An 18,194-nucleotide genomic window follows, 5' to 3' on the forward strand; every position below is an offset into this window, starting at 1 on the left:
CCAGAAATTTGTATTTTAAAAGATACAGGATAGCTGTAGGATGATCAATGACCAAATCGGGAGTCGCGCCAATGGCAGATAGCGGAACGGCCGTAATTTCAAGCGGGCGGGCTGAGTCGCCCGCAGACGCGGACCGGGGAATCGACCCGATCACCCTGGCCATTCTTGCAGGCCGTATGGAACAGATCGCCGACGAGATGGACGCCACCCTGTTCCGTTCCGCATTCAACCCGATCATTGCCGAAGCCCATGACGCCAGCCACGGCATCTATCATCCCGAAACCGGCGACACGATGGTGCAGGGCAAGAACGGCCTGCCGATCTTCGTGGGGGTCATGGCCTTTGCGGTGAAGGCGGTGATCGACAAGGCCGCCGAACAGGGTGGGCCCAGGGACGGCGACGTCTGGATCTTCAACGATGCGCATATCGGCGGAACCCACCTGTCGGACATGCGCCTGGTGCGGCCGTACTTCCGCAATGGTCAGCTGTTTTGCTGGCTGGCGTCGGTCGGGCACTGGCACGACGTGGGCGGTGCGGTTCCGGGCAACTACAACCCTGCGGCGACCGAGGTCTTCCAGGAAGCTATCGTCCTGCCGCCGGTGAAGCTGGTCGCGGCCGGCGAGCTGCGGACCGACATCCTGGACATCATCCTGCGCAACACCCGCCTGCCGCAATCGGCCGAAGGCGACGTGAACGGGCAGCTGGGCGCGCTGGACCTGGGCATCAAGCGGATGGATGCGCTGCTGGACGAATACGGCGCGACCACGGTGAACGATGCGTTGGCGGCCCTGGCCGTGCGCGCGGAAACGCTGCTGCGGAAAGAGGTCGAAGGCCTGCCGGACGGGACCTGGGAAGCGGTCGATTACCTGGACAATGACGGCATCGTCGACAAGCCGCTGCCGATCAAGGTGAAGTTGACAGTGGCCGGCGACCGTCTGAGCCTGGATTTCACCGGATCCGCCCCGCAGGTGGCCGGGCCCATCAACATCGCGCTGCCGACCACGATTGCCTGCGTCTATGTCGCGATCAAGCACATCTTCCCGGATTTGCCGGCGAATGCGGGCGTCATGCGCCCCATCGACATCACGGTCCCGGAACACAGCCTGCTGTCGGCGGAATTCCCGGCGCCGACGGGCGGCTATACCGAAACGATCCTGCGGATGATCGACGTCATCTTCTCGGCGGCCAGCCAGGCGGCGCCGGACCGGGTGGTTGCGAACGCCTATGGTACGATCAACGCCCTTTCCATTGCAGGCAAGAAGTCGAACGGCCAGCGCTGGGTGATGTTCAGCTTCTATGGCGGGGGTCACGGCGGCACGCCGGAAGGCAACGGGTTGAACCACGGTTCTGCCCCCATTTCCATGGCGACCATTCCGCCGGTGGAGATTCTGGAAGCCGCTTATCCGGTGGCCTTCCGCCAGTGGGCGCTGCGCGAAGGGTCGGCCGGGCCCGGCAAGCACCGGGGCGGCCTGGGCGCCGTCTATGAAATCGAGGTGCTGGAAGAAAACGGGGCCGAGGCGTTCTTTTTCGGGGAACGCGGCAAGTTCGCGCCCAAGGGCGTGGCCGGGGGTGGCGACGCGGCCGTGAACCGCTTCGACTATGAACAGGACGATGGCTGGCACCAGCCGCCGATGACCTCGAAGATGCGGGGGATCGTGCTGAAACAGGGGCAGAAGGTGCGCCTGCAAAGCCCGGGCGGTGGTGGCTATGGCCCCGCATCCGACCGGCCCGCGGCCGAGGTCGCCCGCGACGTGGCGCTTGGCTACCTGACCGAAGCCCAGGCCGATGCGGCCTATGGAACCGCCTGGAAAGAAAAGGGGCAAGCATGAGCCAGGGCAGCATTATCGGCGTCGACGTCGGGGGCACGTTCACGGACGTCTTCTCGCTGGACCCGGCCACGGGTGAAACCGGCGTGGCCAAGGTGCCGACCACCCGCCCGGACCAGTCGGGCGGATTCCTGGACGGGATCCGGTCGGTGCAGCCGGACATGTCGAAGATCGGCTCTCTGGTCCACGGAACGACCGCCGGCACGAACGCCCTGCTGGAGCGCAAGGGCGCCAGGATCGGCGTGATCACGACAGAAGGCTTTCGCGACGTGCTGGAAATGCGCCGCCGCGATCGGCCGCGGACCTGGGGGCTGAAAGGCGACTTCACCCCCGTCGTGCCGCGCGACCTGCGCCTGGAAGTGGCCGAACGGGTGCTGGCTGACGGCACTGTGGAACAGCCGGTCGACATCGAAGCGGTGAAGGCCGCCGCCGGAACGCTTTTGGCGCAGGGCTGCCAGGCTGTCGTCGTTCTTTTCGTCAACGCCTATGCCAACACCGCGAACGAGGATGCGGCCGTCGCCGCCCTGCGCGAGGTCTGGCCGAACCCGCATGTCGCGTCGTCGTCCGAGATCCTGCCGGAAATCCGCGAATTCGAACGTTTCTCGACCACCGCCCTGAACGGCTATCTGCAGCCCGAGGTGGCGGGCTATCTGGCCCGCCTGGAAAACGCGCTGACCGGCGGCGGCTTCGGCGGCGAATTCATGATCGTGCAGTCGAACGGCGGGGTGATGTCGGTCGACACCGCCTGCCGGCGCCCGGTGCGCACGGCACTGTCGGGGCCTTCGGCCGGCGTGATCGCGGCCGGCTACATCGCCCAGACTGCAGGCTATGACAACCTGATCACCGGCGACATGGGCGGCACAAGCTTCGACGTGTCGATGATCGTCGACGGGGAATCCGTCGTCTCGCCCCAGACCTCCATCGACTTCGGCATGGTCGTGCGCACGCCGATGATCGAGATCGCGACCATAGGTGCCGGGGGCGGTTCCATCGCATCGGTCGATGGCGGCGGACTTCTGACCATCGGGCCGGAAAGCGCGGGGTCCAACCCCGGGCCGGTGGCTTATGGGCGGGGCAACACGCGCCCCACGGTGACGGATGCGAATATCGTCCTGGGCCGGATCGACGCGACCCGGCCGCTGGGCAAGGGTCTGGGCACGCTGGACCTGGAGGCTGCGAAGGCCGCCATCGACGAACATGTGGCCAAGCCCCTGGGCCTGGATGTCATGGAAGCGGCCGAGGCCATCGTCCGTGTCGCCAACTCCCGCATGGCCGGTGCCATCCGGCTGATCAGCATCGAACGTGGCCATGACCCGGCGAAATTCGCCTATATGCCCTTCGGCGGGGGCGGTGCGCTGCATACGGGCGCCATGATCGACGAGGTCGGCATCGGGCGCGCCCTGATCCCGCGGTTCCCGGGCGTGACGTCGGCCATGGGCTGTGTGATCGCGGACATGCGGCAGGATTTCGTGCAGACCGTGAACACCACGGTCGATGCGCTGGACCCGGACGCGCTGACCGCGCACATGCAGGCGCATCACGACAACGGACAGGCCGTGCTGGACAGCGCGGGCACCGAATTCGCCGCACGCGATGTGCGCTTTTCGCTGGACATGGCCTATTTGGGCCAGACCCACACGGTGGCAGTTTCGATCCCGGTCGACGTCGCTGGCGGCAAGGTCCGAACCCCGACCCTCGCCACGATCCGCACGGCGTTCGAGAACGCCTATCGCGACCTTTACGGCCGGCTGCTGAAGTCGGGGATCCGGGTGCTGAACCTGCGGTCCACCGTGATCGGCAAGCGGCACAAGTTCGACCTGGCCCGGCTTGCGCCGGCGGCGGATGCCACGGTCGAGGCTGCGGATCGCGGCACGCGGCCGGTCTTCGTGAAGGGTCAATGGGAAACGGCGCGGGTCATGGCGCGGCTGGACCTGCCGGTCGGCGCCGTGGTCGAGGGCCCGGCGATCCTGGAACAGCCCGACGCCACGATCTTCGTCGAACCCTGGCTGACCGCCAAGGTGGACAGCTTCGGAAACGTGCTGATCGAAAGAAAGGAAGGCCAGACATGAGCGGCGGCCCCATCGATCCGGCCAGGACGGCCCTTGTCACGATCGACCTGACCAACGACTTCCTGCACCCCGACGGGGCCTATGGCCGCGCCGGACAGGGGACGCCCGAACTGGCGGCCCTGCCGGGCCGGGTGGCGCCGGTCATGTCGGCGCTGCGGAACAAGGGCGGGATCTTCATGTCCGTCCAGTTCACCATCGCCCACGTCCGGGGGCGGCCGTTCCTGATCGCGCCGCACCTGCTGGAGTTGCGGCCCTTCCTGAAGGAAGGCGATTTTGCCCCGGGGTCCTGGGGCAACAAGGCGGTCGATCTGCTGTCGCCCCCGGATGTCGAGGTGGAAAAGGTCGCCTATTCCGGCTTCTACCAGACCCGGATGGACCACGTGCTGCAGGGGCTGGACATCGACACGCTGGTGGTGGCGGGCATCGTCACCAATGGCGGCGTGGCGTCGACCGTCCGGGACGCGCATATGCGCGGCTACCGGACCATCCTGCTGACCGACGGCTGCGGCGCCTTCAAGCAGGAGGTTCACGACGCCACCCTGATTTCGCTGGGATCGGTGGTGGAACAGGAAACCTGTGCAGACTTCCTTGCCCGACCGGAGGTATCGTCATGAGCACCGCTTCCCTGCGAGACCTTCTGGCCGCGCCCGAAATCCTGCTGGCTCCCGGCGTCTATGATGCGCTGACGGCTTCCATCGCCGAAAAGGCGGGGTTCAGGGCCGTGTACCTGTCGGGTGCCGCGGTGGCCTATACCCGCCTGGGCATGCCCGATATCGGCCTCAGCACGATGACGGAAATGGCCGAGACGATGGCCCTGATCCGCGACCGGATCGACCTGCCGGTGGTGATCGACGCCGATACCGGGTTCGGTAATGCGCTGAACGCCCAGCGGACCATGCGCATCTATGAACGGGCCGGGGCCTCGGCCCTTCAGGTCGAGGATCAGACCTTCCCGAAACGATGCGGCCACCTGTCGGACAAGTCGCTGATTTCCACCGCGGAAATGTGCGGCAAGATCAAGGCGATGGCGGATGCCCGCGCGTCGGAGGAAACGCTGATCATCGGGCGGACCGATGCCATTGCGGTCGAAGGCTTCGATGCGGCGCTGGAACGCGGTCAGGCCTATATCGAGGCCGGTGCGGATGCGCTCTTCATCGAGGCACCGCGCAGCTTGGACGAGTTGCGCAAGGTGGGCGAGGTGCTGGGCAGCCAGGTGCCGCTGATGGCCAACATGGTCGAAGGCGGGGCGACGCCCATCACAAAGCCGCAGGAACTGCAGGAGCTTGGCTTTTCGTTGGTGATCTTTCCCGGCGGTATCGTGCGGGCGCTGGCCCGAACGGCCGAAGATTACTATGCCAGCCTGATGAACACCGGCTCGAACGCGGCCTTCCGCGACCATATGTTCGACTTCAACGGTCTGAACGACCGGCTGGGCACGGCGGACATGATCGCGTCGGGGGAACGTTACGGCGGCAAATAGGCCGGCTTTGCGCCCGGGGCCGTCCAGTCCCGGCGCGGGGCCATTCGGGGTCCTATCCGGCCCCATGTGTCGCGCGCCCAGGTCCGGCGGACAGCCCCGGGTGTTTCGCTGAGTGCCACGATCCTGCCGACGGCAAGGGTCGGTCTGGAAACAACAGCCTCTGCCAACCGGGTGATCCTGTCGTCCTATTCCGTGGTGTTGCTAAGCATCGGCAGAACGGGCGGACACGGGACCGCAATGGGGGCACCTATCAGCGCACGTTCGCTGAAGAACGGGACCGAAGCCTTCACCTTCCGCGCCGCCACCGCATTGCCGGGCACGCGGGTCGACCTGTTGGCCGGTATCCAGTTCATGAAGAACGGCAGGTTCGAGGTGCGCGGCGAACACAACGTCCAGTTGGGTAAGGATTTCGAAAGCCAGGCCGCGACGCTGCGCCTGTCCTGGCAGTTCTGACCGCCCGCCCTATGAAATGACCGGCCCCTTGACGGGGCCGGTATCGAAAACGTCCGCGGCTCAGGCGGCCTCGGCCCGGTTGGCCCAGCGGGGGAAGGGATCCGGCAGGTCGGGCAGTGCATCCGGCCCCGGCGCCAGTTCCGCGTCCAGCAGCGCCGCGTCCAGCCTTGCTTTCAACGCGGGCCAGTCGATGCCGGCACCGATGAAGACGATTTCCTGCCGGCGGTCGCCCCATGGCTCCTGCCAGTGCTGCGCCATGTAGGTGCGGGCACTTTCATGGGTTGGCCGGCGGTCCTCAGGCACGGCTGCCCACCAGGTGCCCAGCGGCGTCACCGACGACAGTGCGCCCGCCAGCGAGTATTCCGCCACCCAGTCGGGCCGCGTCGCGATCCAGAAATGCCCCTTGGCCCGGATCACGCCCGGCAGGGGGCCGTTCAGCAGCTCCAGGATCCGTTCGGGCACGAAGGGCCGGCGGGCGCGGTAGACGTGGCTGGTGACGCCGTATTCCTCGGATTCGGGTACGTGATCGGCGAAGCCGTACAGCTCCTTCACCCACATCGGGTGTTCGTGCGCCCGGTCGAAATCGAAAAGGCCGGTATCCAGGATCGAGTCGGCGGGCACGTCGGAGCGGTTGGTCTCGATGATCTTCGCGTCGGCGTTCAGGCTGCGGATGATCTTGCGCGCCGCGTCCACCGCCTGCGGCCCGGCATCGTCGACCTTGTTCAGGATCACCACGTCGGCGAATTCGATCTGGTCGGTCAGCAGGTGGACCAGCGTGCGCTCGTCGGCCTCGCCCAGGGTCTCGCCCCGGTCGCTCAGGAAATCGTGGCTGGAAAAGTCGGCCAGCAGGTTCACCGCGTCGACGACTGTGACCATCGTGTCCAGCCGCGCGATGTCGGACAGGCTGTCGCCGGCTTCGTCCCGGAACTCGAAGGTCGCGGCGACGGGCAGCGGTTCGGAGATACCGGTGGATTCGATCAGCAGGTAATCGAACCGCCCTTCCTCGGCCAGGCGGCGCACCTCGGCCAGAAGGTCGTCGCGCAGGGTGCAGCAGATGCAGCCGTTCGACATCTCGACCAGCGTCTCGTCCGTGCGGGACAGTTCGGTGTCGGCGCGGACCAGGTCGGCGTCGATGTTCACCTCGGACATGTCGTTGACGATGACGGCGACGCGGCGGCCGTCGCGGTTGTTCAGCACGCGGTTCAGCAGCGTGGTCTTGCCCGCGCCCAGGAAGCCGGACAGCACGGTGACGGGAAGGCGGGTATCGGTCATTCGTATGTAACCTCTGTTACGTGGCGGTTGGGTTGGCCCCGGGCCATGCGCCCGCGCAGCATGTCGAGGCTGCGCTGAAGCTCGGGCCGGGACATGTCGCGGGCGATGACGACGATGCGGGACTGCCGGCTGTCGCCGGTCCAGTCGCGCAGTTGCACGGGTGCGTCGAAGACCTGCTGCACCCCGTGAAAGACAAAGGGCGTGTCGATGCCTTCAAGGAAGACGATGCCCTTGACCCGCAGGATATCGGGACCGCGCAGGCCGATCAGCGTGTCCAGCCACAGGTCGAAGACGACCTCCGGGATCGGGTCGTCCAGGACGATCGAGGCGGATCCGATCCGCGTATCGTGCACCGGCAGGGGCGCAGGTACCGGCCGACCCAAGCCGGAGAGATTGGCAAGCGGATCGGGCAGGGCGTCGGGCATCGTGGCCCATGCCAGCACCTGCGGCGCCTGCACCCCATGGCGTGCGCCGCTGATGCCCCACAATCGGGCCCCGGTGCCTTCGCCCCGGACGGCGTGCAGGATCTGCGCCGCGGGATTTATCGACGTCAGCCGGTCCCCGAAGGCGCGGACCTTGCCGGGGGCGGTCAGGTCGGTCTTGGACAGGACGATCATGTCGGCCATGGCGACCTGGCTGACCGCTTCGAACTGGGCGTCCAGCGTGGCGGGGCCGTTGGCGGCATCGACCACGGTGACGACGCCGTCCAGCTTCGTGTGAAAGCCCAGGTAGGGATCGACCACCAGTGTCTGCAGGATCGGGCCGGGATCGGCCATGCCCGTCGTTTCGATGACCACGCGGTCGAAGTGCAATGCCCCGTCCGCGCGCCGGTGCAAAAGCCCGGCCATGGTCCGTGACAGGTCCCCCCGGATCGAACAGCACAGGCAGCCGGACTGCATCAGCACGATTTCGTCGCTGGAGGTTTCGATCAGGTCGTGGTCCAGCCCGGCCTCGCCGAATTCGTTGACGATCACGGCGATCCGCCCGGCCGAGGCATCGCCCAGCATGGCGTTCAGAAGAGTCGTCTTGCCCGCACCCAGAAAGCCCGTCAGCAGGGTCACGGGAACGGGGTCTGCCTGGCCAGCGGTCATGGGGATCACTCGAATGCAATGTTATACTATAACACTCATTTCCCGCAGACAGCAGCCAGAGTCAAGCGGGTCTCGGATGGACCGGGAAGAGCCCTAGGCGGCCCCGCTCTCGGTGCCTGCGTTCCGGGCGGCGATGCGGCGTTCCACCAGGTCCAGCACCCGGGCGGTTTGGGGTGGCGGCGTCTCTCCCGCGCGGCGGACGAGTGAGAAGGGTGTGACCGCAATGTCCCCCGGCACGTCCAGCAGGCGGATATTGCCGCCCAGCCCGCTGCGCGCGGCATAGAATTCGCCCACCGATCTTGCGACCGGGGCCACCGCGTTGGTGTCACTGATGATGGCCATCGTCAGCAGCAGGGACGAGGTGCCCAGGATCCGTTTCGGCAGAGGATAACCGTTTTCCAGCAGGTAGGTTTCCACGGTTCGCCGCTGCAGCCCGCCCGGCGGCTGCATCACCCAGTCATAGATCAGGCAATCGTCCAGCGTGACGCTGTCGCGCCGCGCCAGCGGATGTTCCAGCCGGACCACCAGGCCGACGGGTTCCGGCCCGATCCGCTGCATCTGGAAGGCGCGGGCGTCGACCTCGTCCGGCAGGCGGCCGACATAGAAATCCAGCGCCTCGGACATCAGCCCCTCGGCCAGCTTGTCGGATGTGTCGACCTGTACCGTGATCTCGATTTCCGGATAGGTCACCCGCAGGTCGCGGATCACCGGCAGCACGATTTCCAGCGCCGGGCCCGTCACCGCGCCGATGCGGACCAGCCCGCGGATGCCGCGCGTCATTTCCGCCAGGGCGTGGCTGGTGTCGTCCAGGTGGCGCAGGATCGACCGCGCCCGCGCCGCCAGCAACGCCCCGGGTTCGGTCAGCAGGATCCCCTTGGCGTGCCGGTTGTAAAGCGGGCTGCCCACCATGCGCTCCAGCTCCGACAGAAGGCGCGAGGCCGCGGGCTGGGTGATCGCCAGCTGCGCGGCGGCGGCCGATACCTGACCGGTTTCCGCCAGCGCCACCAGCAACCGTAACTGCGAGAATCGCAGGCCCTGCCGCACCAGAAGGTCGCGGGTGGGATGGGAACTACCTGAAGTTGTCGGTTCTTGCATTCGGAACAGCCTGAGATGCCATCAATATATCTTATACGGTATATTGAAAGGCGATATTTTAATTTGATTGCGATGAATGGGCAAGGCATCCCTTTCCCAGCTGCAGCGCACGGGGAGTGCCGCAAAGGCAGGGCGGCCGCAGCATGGAAGTGGATCGGCACCCGACCGGCTGTCCCGAAAAGGACAGGATCGCGGTGCAAGGGAGGACGACATGAAGACATTCACGCGCATTCTGGCGACGACGGCGCTTGTCGCCCTGACGGCCGGTGCGGCCGCGGCCGGGGACAAGGGCTATGTCGGGATCGCCATGCCCACCAAAAGCTCGGCCCGGTGGATCGCCGACGGCGAGAACATGGTGCAGCAGTTCCAGGCCGCCGGTTACGATACCGATCTGCAATATGCCGAAGACGACATCCCGAACCAGCTGGCCCAGATCGAGAACATGATCACCAAGGGCGTCAACGTGCTGGTGATCGCGGCTATCGACGGGACGACGCTGACCTCGGCCCTGGCCAATGCGCAGGCGGCGGATATCGACGTGGTGGCCTATGACCGGCTGATCCGCGACAGCGGCGATGTCGATTATTATGCGACCTTCGACAATTTCAAGGTGGGCGTGCAGCAGGCGTCGACGCTGGTCGACGGGCTGAAGGAACGCTTCCCGGACGCCAAGCCCTGGAACGTGGAACTCTTCGGCGGCTCGCCCGACGACAACAACGCCTATTTCTTCTACAACGGCGCGATGTCGGTCCTGCAGCCGCTGATCGATAGCGGCGATATCGCCGTGCCGTCGGGTCAGATGGGCATGGACACGGTCGGCACGCTGCGCTGGGACGGTTCGGTCGCGCAGGCGCGGATGGATAACCTTCTGTCGGCCAACTACACCGGCGATCAGCGGGTTCACGGGGTCCTGTCGCCCTATGACGGGCTGTCGATCGGCATCATCTCCTCCCTGAACGGCGTGGGCTATGGCTCCGGCGATCTGGCGATGCCGATCATCTCGGGTCAGGACGCCGAAGTGCCCTCGGTCAAGGCGATCCTTCGGGGCGAGCAGTATTCGACGATCTTCAAGGACACCCGCGAACTGGCGCGGGTGACGGTCGAGATGGTGAACGCCATGCTCGACGGGTCTGAACCCCCGATCAACGACACCACGACCTATGACAACGGGGTCAAGGTGGTGCCGTCCTACCTGCTGGAGCCGGTGCCGGTCACCGGGGCCAACTGGGAACAGGTGCTGATCGACAGCGGCTACTACTCGAAAGACCAGATCCAGTGATCCTCCCGGACCGGCGGGCGACTTTCCCTGCCGCCCGTCCGGTTCCCGCCCCCGTCCGGTACAGGCCGGACGGGGCCCGGTCCCCGATGTCGAAAGGCAAGCCATGACCCAGATCCTGGAAATGCGCGGGATCACCAAGACCTTCCCGGGGGTGAAGGCGCTGGACAACGTGAACCTGTCCGTCGCGGAGGGAGAGATCCACGCGCTGGTGGGCGAAAACGGCGCCGGCAAGTCGACCCTGATGAAGGTGCTGTCGGGCGTCTATCCGCACGGCAGCTATGACGGCGACATCGTTTTCGACGGTCAGGTGAAGGCCTTTCGCGGGATCAGCGACAGCGAGGCCGATGGCATCATCATCATCCACCAGGAACTGGCACTTGTGCCGCTTCTGTCGGTTGGAGAGAACATCTTTCTGGGCAACGAATGCGCCCGGGGCGGGATCATCGACTGGCACGAAACCAACCGGCGCGCCCGCGCCCTGCTGGCCCGCGTGGGATTGTCCGAGGCGCCGGAAACCGTCGTCGACAATCTTGGCCTGGGCAAGCAGCAGCTGGTCGAGATCGCGAAGGCCCTGTCAAAGAACGTCCGCCTTCTGATCCTGGACGAACCGACATCGTCCCTGAACGAGGACGACAGCCAGAAGCTTCTGGACCTGCTGTTGGAATTCAAGGCAAAGGGCATCACCTCGATCCTGATTTCCCACAAGCTGAACGAAATTTCGCGCGTGGCCGACACGATCACCGTCCTGCGCGACGGGTCCACCGTGGCGCGGCTGGACTGCCGGGACGGTATCAGCGAGGACGACATCATCCGCGACATGGTCGGCCGTTCGCTTCAGGACCGCTATCCGGCGCGCGCGCCCCAGATCGGCGGGACGGTGATGGAGGTGCGGAACTGGATAGTCCACCATCCGCTTCATGCCGAACGCAAGGTGGTGGACGATGTCAGCTTCCACGTCCGCCAGGGCGAGGTGCTGGGCATTGCCGGCCTGATGGGCGCGGGCCGCACCGAACTGGCGATGAGCCTCTTCGGCCGCAGCTACGGGCAGGGGATCAGCGGCGAGGCGCTGATCGGCGGCCAGCGGGCCGACCTGACCAGCGTGCGGTCGGCGATCAACGCGGGGCTGGCCTATGCCACCGAGGACCGCAAGACCTTTGGCCTGGTCCTGCAGGACACGATCCGCCGCAACGTCCCCTTGGCCAGGCTGGACGCCATCGCGTCCCGTGGCGTGGTCGAACCCGCGCGCGAGGCGACGGTGGCCGAAACCTATCGCAAGCGCCTGAACATCAAGTCCTCGTCGATCGAGCAGGAGACGGTGAACCTGTCGGGCGGGAACCAGCAGAAGGTGGTCCTGTCGAAATGGCTGTTCGCCGACCCGGACATCCTGATCCTGGACGAACCGACCCGCGGTATCGACGTGGGCGCGAAATTCGAGATCTACACCGTCATCCGTGACCTGGCCGCCGCCGGCAAGGCGATCATCGTGATCTCGTCCGAGATGCCGGAACTGCTGGGGATCACCGACCGGCTCTACGTCATGAACGAAGGCCGCTTCGTGGGCGAGATGGCGACCGCCGAGGCCAGCCAGGAAAAGATCATGGCGCGTATCATCAAGACCGACGTTCGGACCGGGAACGAGACTGGGGACAAGACATGAGCGACATCGCGACCGAACCGGCGCGCAGCGACACCCGGGTGACGGGCAAGTCCGGCTGGTCCTTCCTGAGGGGCCACCTGCGGGAATACGGCATCCTGTTCGCCCTGATCGCGATCATGGCCTTCTTCCAGATCGCGACCGGGGGGATCCTGCTGAAGCCCGTCAACCTGACGAACCTGATCCTGCAGAATTCCTATATCGTGATCATGGCCATCGGGATGCTGATGGTGATCGTTGCGGGCCATATCGACCTGTCGGTGGGCTCTGTCCTGGGCTTCGTCGGCGCGCTGGCCGCCGTGCTGATCGTGCAGTTGAACGTGCCCTATCCCGTCGCGGCCGTGATCTGCCTGGCCGTGGGCGCCGTGATCGGCATGGCGCAGGGCTTCTGGGTCGCCTATTTTCGCATCCCGTCCTTCATCGTGACGCTGGCGGGGATGCTGGTTTTCAAGGGGCTGACGCTGTGGCTGCTGGAAGGCCAGTCGGTCGGACCCTTCCCGGCCCAGTTCCGCCTGATCGCATCCGGCTTCGTGCCGGATCTGCTGGGGGGCGAGAACCTGAACCTCTTTTCCCTGCTGATCGGGGTGGTGGTGGCCGCGGGCCTGTTCCTGCTGCAACTGCGCACCCGCCGGATGCAGCAGAAGGCCGGCGTCGCGGACGAACCGCTGTCCTTCTTCGCGATCAAGAACGCGCTGATCTTTGCCGCGCTGGTCTACATGAGCTGGCTGATGGCCGATTTCCGCGGGCTGCCCAACGTCTTTATCGTCATGGCCCTGCTGATCGCGATCTATTCCTTCGTGACGTCCAAGACGACCTTCGGGCGCCGTCTGTATGCGATCGGCGGGAATGAAAAGGCCGCGACGCTGTCAGGCATCAATTCGAAGAAGCTGGTGTTCCTGACTTTCGCCAACATGGGAATGCTGGCCGCGCTGGCGGGCCTTGTCTTCGCCGCGCGGCTGAACACCGCCACGCCCAAGGCCGGGATTTCGTTCGAACTGGACGTGATCGCGGCGGTCTTCATCGGCGGTGCGTCGATGTCGGGCGGCGTGGGCACCGTGGTGGGGGCCGTCGTCGGCGCCTTCATCATGGGCGTGATGAACAACGGCATGTCGATCCTGGGGATCGGCATCGACTGGCAACAGGTCATCAAGGGGCTGGTGCTGCTGGCCGCCGTGATCTTCGACGTCATGAACAAGCAGAAGGGTTAAGACTCATGCTTCTGTCGCAATATCGCCGGCCCGACGGGCGTATTCAGGTGGTCGCCCGCGACGGCACCGAGGCCTTCGAGGTCAAGACCGAGGCCAGCCTCTATGACCTGGCCTGGGACTGCGCGAAGACCGGAACGGGCCTGCGCGACCGGATCGCCGCCCTTGGCCTGAATGGCGCCGTGGACATGGAACGCCTTTATGCCGAAGGCAGCCTGCTGCCGCCGGTGGTCCATCCCGACCCGGCGCACCTGCACCTGACGGGCACGGGGCTGACGCATCTGGGCTCGGCCTCCACCCGTGCCTCGATGCATGCGGGTGCCAAGGTCGAGGACGAGACGGATTCCATGAAGATGTTCCGCATGGGGGTCGAGGCGGGCAAGCCCGCGAACGGCGCGTCCGGCGTCCAGCCGGAATGGTTCTACAAGGGCAACGGCCTGGCGCTGGTGGCGCCGGGCGGGGCGCTGACCTCGCCCGAATTCGCAGAGGACGGCGGGGAAGAGCCCGAGATCGCCGGGATCTACATCATCGGCCCGGATGGCGCGGCCTTCCGGCTGGGCTTTGCCATCGCCAACGAGTTTTCCGACCACGTGATGGAAAAGCGGAACTACCTCTACCTTGCCCATTCCAAGCTGCGGCCTGCCTCGGTGGGGCCGGAAATGCTGGTGGGCGACCTGCCCGCCGACATCCGCGGCGTCTCGCGCGTGTGGCGGGGCAATGAACTGATGTTCGAAAAGGACTTCCTGTCTGGCGAGGCGAACATGAGCCATTCCATCGCCAACCTGGAACATCACCATTTCAAGTACGACCTGTTCCGCCAGCCGGGCGACGTTCATGTCCACATGTTTGGGACCGCGACGCTGTCCTATGCGGACGGGCTGGTCTGCGGCGATGGCGACATGTTCGAGATCGAGGCCGAACCCTTCGGCCTGCCGCTTCGGAACCGCCTGACCGTCACGCCGCCGGCCGCCGACATGGCGCGGGTCCGGGTGCTTTAGGAGGGCAGGATGACATTTAACAAGGCCGAATGGCCCCGCAGGCTGCGCAGCCAGGAATGGTATGGCGGCACCTCGCGCGACAATATCTATCATCGCGGCTGGCTGAAGAACCAGGGCCACCCGCACGACCTGTTCGACGGGCGCCCGGTGATTGGGATCCTGAACACATGGTCCGACCTGACCCCCTGCAACGGCCACCTGCGGGACCTGGCGGAGAAGGTGAAGGCCGGCGTCTGGCAGGCCGGAGGCTTCCCGCTGGAGGTGCCGGTGTTCTCGGCCTCGGAGAACACGTTCCGGCCCACGGCGATGATGTACCGCAACCTTGCCGCCATGGCGGTCGAGGAGGTGATGCGCGCCCAGCCCATCGACGGGGCCGTCCTGCTGGTGGGGTGCGACAAGACCACGCCCAGCCTGCTGATGGGGGCCGCCTCGACCGATCTGCCGTCCATCGTCGTGTCCGGCGGGCCGATGCTGAATGGCTGGTTCCGCGGCGAACGGGTGGGCTCGGGCACGGCACTCTGGCAGATGTCCGAGGATATCAAGGCCGGGAAGATGACCCAAGGCGACTTCCTGGAGGCCGAACAGGCAATGAGCCGGTCGTCGGGGACCTGCAACACGATGGGCACGGCGTCGACGATGGCGTCCATGGCCGAGGCGCTGGGGATGGCGCTGTCCGGCAATGCGGCGATCCCGGCGGTGGATGCGCGCCGCCGGGTGATGGCACAGCTGACCGGCCGGCGGATCGTCGAGATGGTGAAGGACGACCTGAAACCATCGGACGTCATGACCAGGGCCGCGTTCGAAAACGCGATCCGATGCAACGGCGCCATCGGTGGGTCGACCAACGCGGTGATCCATCTGCTGGCACTGGCCGGCCGGGTCGGCGTCGACCTGAGCCTGGACGACTGGGACAGGCTGGGCCGCGACGTGCCGACCGTGGTGAACCTGATGCCGTCGGGCAAGTACCTGATGGAGGAGTTCTTCTATGCCGGCGGCCTGCCCGTGATCCTGAAACGGCTGGGCGAGGCGGGGATGCTCAACAAGGACGCGCTGACCGTCAGCGGCGGGCCGATCTGGGACGAGGTGAAGGACGCCAGGAACTGGAACGAGGACGTGATCCTGCCCGAAGGCAAGGCCCTGACCCAATCGGGCGGCATCGCCGTGGTGAAGGGCAATCTTGCACCCGACGGAGCGGTCCTGAAGCCTTCGGCGGCCAGCCCGCATCTGCTGAAGCACCGCGGCCGGGCCGTCGTGTTCGAAGACATCGACGACTACAAGGCCCGGATCGACGACGACGCGCTGGATATCGACGAGTCCTGCGTGATGGTGCTGAAGAACTGCGGACCCAAGGGATATCCGGGGATGTCCGAGGTCGGTAATATGGGCCTTCCGCCCAAGGTGCTGAAGAAGGGCATCACCGACATGGTCCGCATCTCGGATGCGCGGATGTCGGGGACGGCCTATGGCACGGTGGTCCTGCATACCTCTCCCGAAGCCGCGGCCGGCGGTCCGCTGGCGGTGGTGCGGACGGGCGACATGATCGAACTGGACGTGCCGGCACGCCGCCTGCATCTGGATATCCCGGACGAGGAACTTCAGGCGCGGCTTGCGGCCTGGGCCTCGCCCGTCGTGCGGCCGAACGGGGGTTATGCGCAGCTATACGTCGACCATGTCGAAGGCGCCCATGAAGGGGCGGATTTCGACTTTCTGAAAGGTTGCAGGGGAAACGAGGTGCCGCGTGACAGTCACTGACTCGGGTATTGATCTGGCCATCGTCGGCGTGGGCAAGATCGCCCGCGACCAGCACATCCCGGCGATCCGGGCCGGAGGCCAGTTCCGCCTTGCCGCTACCGTCAGCCGCTCCGGCGGGGTGGACGGGGTGGAAAACCACGCGACGCTGGACGCCCTGCTGACCGCCCGCCCCGACATCACGGCGATTTCCTTCTGCAACCCGCCGCAGGTCCGCTATGACGGTGCCCGCGCCGCGCTGGAGGCCGGGCGGCACGTGATGCTGGAAAAACCCCCGGGCGCCAGCCTGGCCGAAGTGCAGGACCTGGCCGCGCTGGCCGAGGCGAAGGGCCTGACGCTTTACGCGACCTGGCATTCGCGGCACGCGGCCTCGGTCGCCAATGCGAAGGCCTGGCTGGCGGACCGGATAGTGCGCGAGGTCCGGATCGACTGGAAAGAGGACGTCCGCGTCTGGCATCCCGGCCAGACTTGGATCTGGCAGGCGGGCGGCCTGGGGGTCTTCGATCCGGCGATCAACGCCTTTTCGATCCTGACGGAAATCCTGCCGGTCCCGGTGCATGTGACCATGGCGGAACTGTTCTTTCCGTCGAACTGCGAAACCCCCATCGCGGCGGAAGTGCAGTTCAAGGGCCCCGGCATGACCGCCACGGCCGATCTGGATTTCCTCTACGAGGGGGATCCGATGTGGACCATGGCAGTGACGACCGATGCCGGCACCCTGATCCTGTCGCAGGGCGGCGCCGTGATGGAGATCGATGCCACCGCAGGGGCGGAATGGGACGTGCAGCCGGGCATCCACGGCGAATACCCGGCGCTTTACGGCGCCTTTGCCGGGCTGCTGGCGGACGGCGCGCGCGAGGTGGACACCCGTCCGCTGACCCTTGTCGCCGATGCCTTCATGCTGGGACGCCGCGTGACGGTGGCCCCGTTTCACGAGTGAGCCGGGAGGAGAGAGACCGGCTGTTCCAAGACCGGGGCACGGGATCGGCCCGTCCCCGGACAGAAACCAAGAGGGGGAGAACCCGACCATGACCATCAGGACACTACTTTCAGCCGCGGCAGCGCTGGCGCTGACGGCCGGCATGGCGCAGGCGCAGGTGGTGGGCTTCAGCCAGATCGGATCGGAATCCGGCTGGCGCGCTGCCGAAACCACGCTGACCAAGCAGCAGGCTGCCGAACGGGGCATCGACCTGCGCTTTTCCGATGCGCAGCAGCGGCAGGAAAACCAGATCGCCGCGATCCGGTCCTTCATCGCGCAAGGAGTCGACGCGATCCTTCTGGCGCCCGTCGTCGCCACCGGCTGGGACAGCGTGCTGGAAGAGGCGAAAGAGGCCGATATCCCGGTCGTCCTGCTGGACCGGCAGGTCGACAGTTCGGACGATCTTTACCTGACCGCGGTGGGATCCGATCTTGTCCATGAAGGACAGGTGGCCGGCGAATGGCTGGTCAGTGCCGCGAACGGCGAGGACTGCCGCGTGGTCGAGCTTCAGGGTACGACGGGATCGTCGCCCGCCATCGACCGCAAGACCGGGTTCGAACAGGGCATTGCGGGCCACGACAACATCCAGCTGGTCCGCAGCCAGACCGGGGACTTCACAAGGGCGCAGGGCAAGGAGGTGATGGAAAGCTTCCTGCAGGCCGAAAACGGTGGCAAGGATATTTGTGCGTTATACGCACACAATGACGACATGGCGGTGGGCGCGATCCAGGCGATCAAGGAAGCCGGCCTGCAGCCGGGCGAAGACATCCTTGTCGTGTCCATCGACGCCGTGCCGGACATCTTCCAGGCCATGGCCGCGGGCGAGGCCAATGCGACGGTAGAGCTGACGCCCAACATGGCCGGCCCCGCCTTCGACGCGCTGGCGGCCTACTGGAAGGACGGGTCCGTCCCGGCGAAGTTCATCCAGACCGAGTCCAAGCTTTACACGCCGTCGGACGATCCGCAGGCTGAGTACGAGCGGCGCAAGGATCTGGGCTACTGAACCCGGACGCAACGCCATTGCAGGCCGGCCTTCCGGCCTGC

15 protein-coding genes are annotated in these 18,194 nt (G+C 66.0%); 12 read left to right on the forward strand and 3 right to left on the reverse strand.

From position 1 onward, the window contains the following. The first annotated feature begins 71 nt into the window (after window positions 1–71). The 5 genes from FQK05_RS22950 (at window position 72) to FQK05_RS22970 (ending at window position 5,828) form a co-directional block, all read left to right on the forward strand. Window positions 72–1,829, forward strand: coding sequence for a hydantoinase B/oxoprolinase family protein (locus FQK05_RS22950; protein ID WP_158971363.1), 1,758 nt, complete (start codon window positions 72–74; stop codon window positions 1,827–1,829). Next, complete coding sequence (locus FQK05_RS22955; RefSeq protein WP_158971365.1) at window positions 1,826–3,895, forward strand: hydantoinase/oxoprolinase family protein; 2,070 nt, start codon at window positions 1,826–1,828, stop codon at window positions 3,893–3,895. The genes FQK05_RS22950 and FQK05_RS22955 overlap by 4 nt, the downstream gene beginning before the upstream one ends. After that, a complete protein-coding gene (locus FQK05_RS22960) occupies window positions 3,892–4,509 on the forward strand; it encodes a cysteine hydrolase family protein (RefSeq protein WP_199252749.1) in 618 nt (205 codons plus the stop codon). The genes FQK05_RS22955 and FQK05_RS22960 overlap by 4 nt, the downstream gene beginning before the upstream one ends. Next, the gene (locus tag FQK05_RS22965) at window positions 4,506–5,375 is read left to right on the forward strand and encodes an isocitrate lyase/PEP mutase family protein (RefSeq protein WP_158971367.1); all 870 of its coding nucleotides are present in this window, start codon (window positions 4,506–4,508) and stop codon (window positions 5,373–5,375) included. Before FQK05_RS22960 ends, FQK05_RS22965 begins: the two co-directional genes overlap by 4 nt. Before the next feature lie 237 nt (window positions 5,376–5,612). Continuing rightward, on the forward strand, window positions 5,613–5,828 hold the full coding sequence (locus FQK05_RS22970; protein WP_158971369.1) for a hypothetical protein: 216 nt from the start codon (window positions 5,613–5,615) through the stop codon (window positions 5,826–5,828). Window positions 5,829–5,888: 60 nt separating this feature from the next. On the opposite strand, the gene FQK05_RS22975 is transcribed toward FQK05_RS22970, so the two are convergent. The 3 genes from FQK05_RS22975 to FQK05_RS22985 all read right to left on the reverse strand — a co-directional run bounded on the left by FQK05_RS22975 (window position 5,889) and on the right by FQK05_RS22985 (window position 9,286). Next, entirely contained in the window at window positions 5,889–7,100 is a 1,212-nt protein-coding gene (locus tag FQK05_RS22975) for a GTP-binding protein (protein WP_158971371.1), read from the reverse strand. Continuing rightward, on the reverse strand, window positions 7,097–8,191 hold the full coding sequence (locus tag FQK05_RS22980) for a CobW family GTP-binding protein (protein ID WP_158971373.1): 1,095 nt from the start codon (window positions 8,189–8,191) through the stop codon (window positions 7,097–7,099). Before FQK05_RS22980 ends, FQK05_RS22975 begins: the two co-directional genes overlap by 4 nt. Before the next feature lie 93 nt (window positions 8,192–8,284). Beyond that, on the reverse strand, window positions 8,285–9,286 hold the full coding sequence (locus tag FQK05_RS22985; RefSeq protein ID WP_158971375.1) for a LysR family transcriptional regulator: 1,002 nt from the start codon (window positions 9,284–9,286) through the stop codon (window positions 8,285–8,287). Between the two features lie 211 nt (window positions 9,287–9,497). Here FQK05_RS22985 and chvE point away from each other — a divergent pair, with 211 nt between their 5' ends. The 7 genes from chvE (at window position 9,498) to ytfQ (ending at window position 18,153) form a co-directional block, all read left to right on the forward strand. Then, on the forward strand, window positions 9,498–10,565 hold the full coding sequence (chvE, locus tag FQK05_RS22990) for a multiple monosaccharide ABC transporter substrate-binding protein (protein ID WP_158971377.1): 1,068 nt from the start codon (window positions 9,498–9,500) through the stop codon (window positions 10,563–10,565). 103 nt (window positions 10,566–10,668) lie between these two features. Continuing rightward, on the forward strand, window positions 10,669–12,222 hold the full coding sequence (mmsA, locus tag FQK05_RS22995) for a multiple monosaccharide ABC transporter ATP-binding protein (RefSeq protein WP_158971379.1): 1,554 nt from the start codon (window positions 10,669–10,671) through the stop codon (window positions 12,220–12,222). Beyond that, on the forward strand, window positions 12,219–13,427 hold the full coding sequence (gene mmsB, locus FQK05_RS23000) for a multiple monosaccharide ABC transporter permease (RefSeq protein ID WP_158971381.1): 1,209 nt from the start codon (window positions 12,219–12,221) through the stop codon (window positions 13,425–13,427). Before mmsA ends, mmsB begins: the two co-directional genes overlap by 4 nt. A 5-nt stretch (window positions 13,428–13,432) precedes the next feature. Beyond that, window positions 13,433–14,422: an AraD1 family protein gene (araD1, locus tag FQK05_RS23005; RefSeq protein ID WP_158971383.1), complete on the forward strand. Its 990-nt coding sequence runs from the start codon at window positions 13,433–13,435 to the stop codon at window positions 14,420–14,422. 9 nt (window positions 14,423–14,431) lie between these two features. Continuing rightward, window positions 14,432–16,174 (forward strand): L-arabinonate dehydratase, encoded by a 1,743-nt coding sequence (araD, locus tag FQK05_RS23010; RefSeq protein ID WP_158971385.1) that lies wholly within the window; start codon window positions 14,432–14,434, stop codon window positions 16,172–16,174. Then, window positions 16,161–17,111: a Gfo/Idh/MocA family protein gene (locus FQK05_RS23015; protein WP_233270643.1), complete on the forward strand. Its 951-nt coding sequence runs from the start codon at window positions 16,161–16,163 to the stop codon at window positions 17,109–17,111. The genes araD and FQK05_RS23015 overlap by 14 nt, the downstream gene beginning before the upstream one ends. Window positions 17,112–17,199: 88 nt before the next feature. Further along, the gene (gene ytfQ / locus FQK05_RS23020) at window positions 17,200–18,153 is read left to right on the forward strand and encodes a galactofuranose ABC transporter, galactofuranose-binding protein YtfQ (protein WP_158971388.1); all 954 of its coding nucleotides are present in this window, start codon (window positions 17,200–17,202) and stop codon (window positions 18,151–18,153) included. Window positions 18,154–18,194: the final 41 nt, after the last annotated feature.

The organism is Chachezhania sediminis (assembly GCF_009765275.1).
Lineage (GTDB): Bacteria > Pseudomonadota > Alphaproteobacteria > Rhodobacterales > Rhodobacteraceae > Chachezhania > Chachezhania sediminis.

Bases quoted from the DNA above. Each gene is read 5' to 3' on its own strand.
- FQK05_RS22965 (WP_158971367.1), top strand. From the start codon at position 4,506: ATGAGCACCGCTTCCCTGCGAGACCTTCTGGCCGCGCCCGAAATCCTG.
- FQK05_RS22970 (WP_158971369.1), top strand. From the start codon at position 5,613: ATGGGGGCACCTATCAGCGCACGTTCGCTGAAGAACGGGACCGAAGCC.
- chvE (WP_158971377.1), top strand. From the start codon at position 9,498: ATGAAGACATTCACGCGCATTCTGGCGACGACGGCGCTTGTCGCCCTG.
- FQK05_RS22975 (WP_158971371.1), bottom strand. From the start codon at position 7,100: ATGACCGATACCCGCCTTCCCGTCACCGTGCTGTCCGGCTTCCTGGGC.
- mmsA (WP_158971379.1), top strand. From the start codon at position 10,669: ATGACCCAGATCCTGGAAATGCGCGGGATCACCAAGACCTTCCCGGGG.
- araD1 (WP_158971383.1), top strand. From the start codon at position 13,433: ATGCTTCTGTCGCAATATCGCCGGCCCGACGGGCGTATTCAGGTGGTC.
- ytfQ (WP_158971388.1), top strand. From the start codon at position 17,200: ATGACCATCAGGACACTACTTTCAGCCGCGGCAGCGCTGGCGCTGACG.
- mmsB (WP_158971381.1), top strand. From the start codon at position 12,219: ATGAGCGACATCGCGACCGAACCGGCGCGCAGCGACACCCGGGTGACG.
- FQK05_RS22985 (WP_158971375.1), bottom strand. From the start codon at position 9,286: ATGCAAGAACCGACAACTTCAGGTAGTTCCCATCCCACCCGCGACCTT.
- FQK05_RS22960 (WP_199252749.1), top strand. From the start codon at position 3,892: ATGAGCGGCGGCCCCATCGATCCGGCCAGGACGGCCCTTGTCACGATC.
- FQK05_RS22955 (WP_158971365.1), top strand. From the start codon at position 1,826: ATGAGCCAGGGCAGCATTATCGGCGTCGACGTCGGGGGCACGTTCACG.
- FQK05_RS22950 (WP_158971363.1), top strand. From the start codon at position 72: ATGGCAGATAGCGGAACGGCCGTAATTTCAAGCGGGCGGGCTGAGTCG.
- araD (WP_158971385.1), top strand. From the start codon at position 14,432: ATGACATTTAACAAGGCCGAATGGCCCCGCAGGCTGCGCAGCCAGGAA.
- FQK05_RS22980 (WP_158971373.1), bottom strand. From the start codon at position 8,191: ATGACCGCTGGCCAGGCAGACCCCGTTCCCGTGACCCTGCTGACGGGC.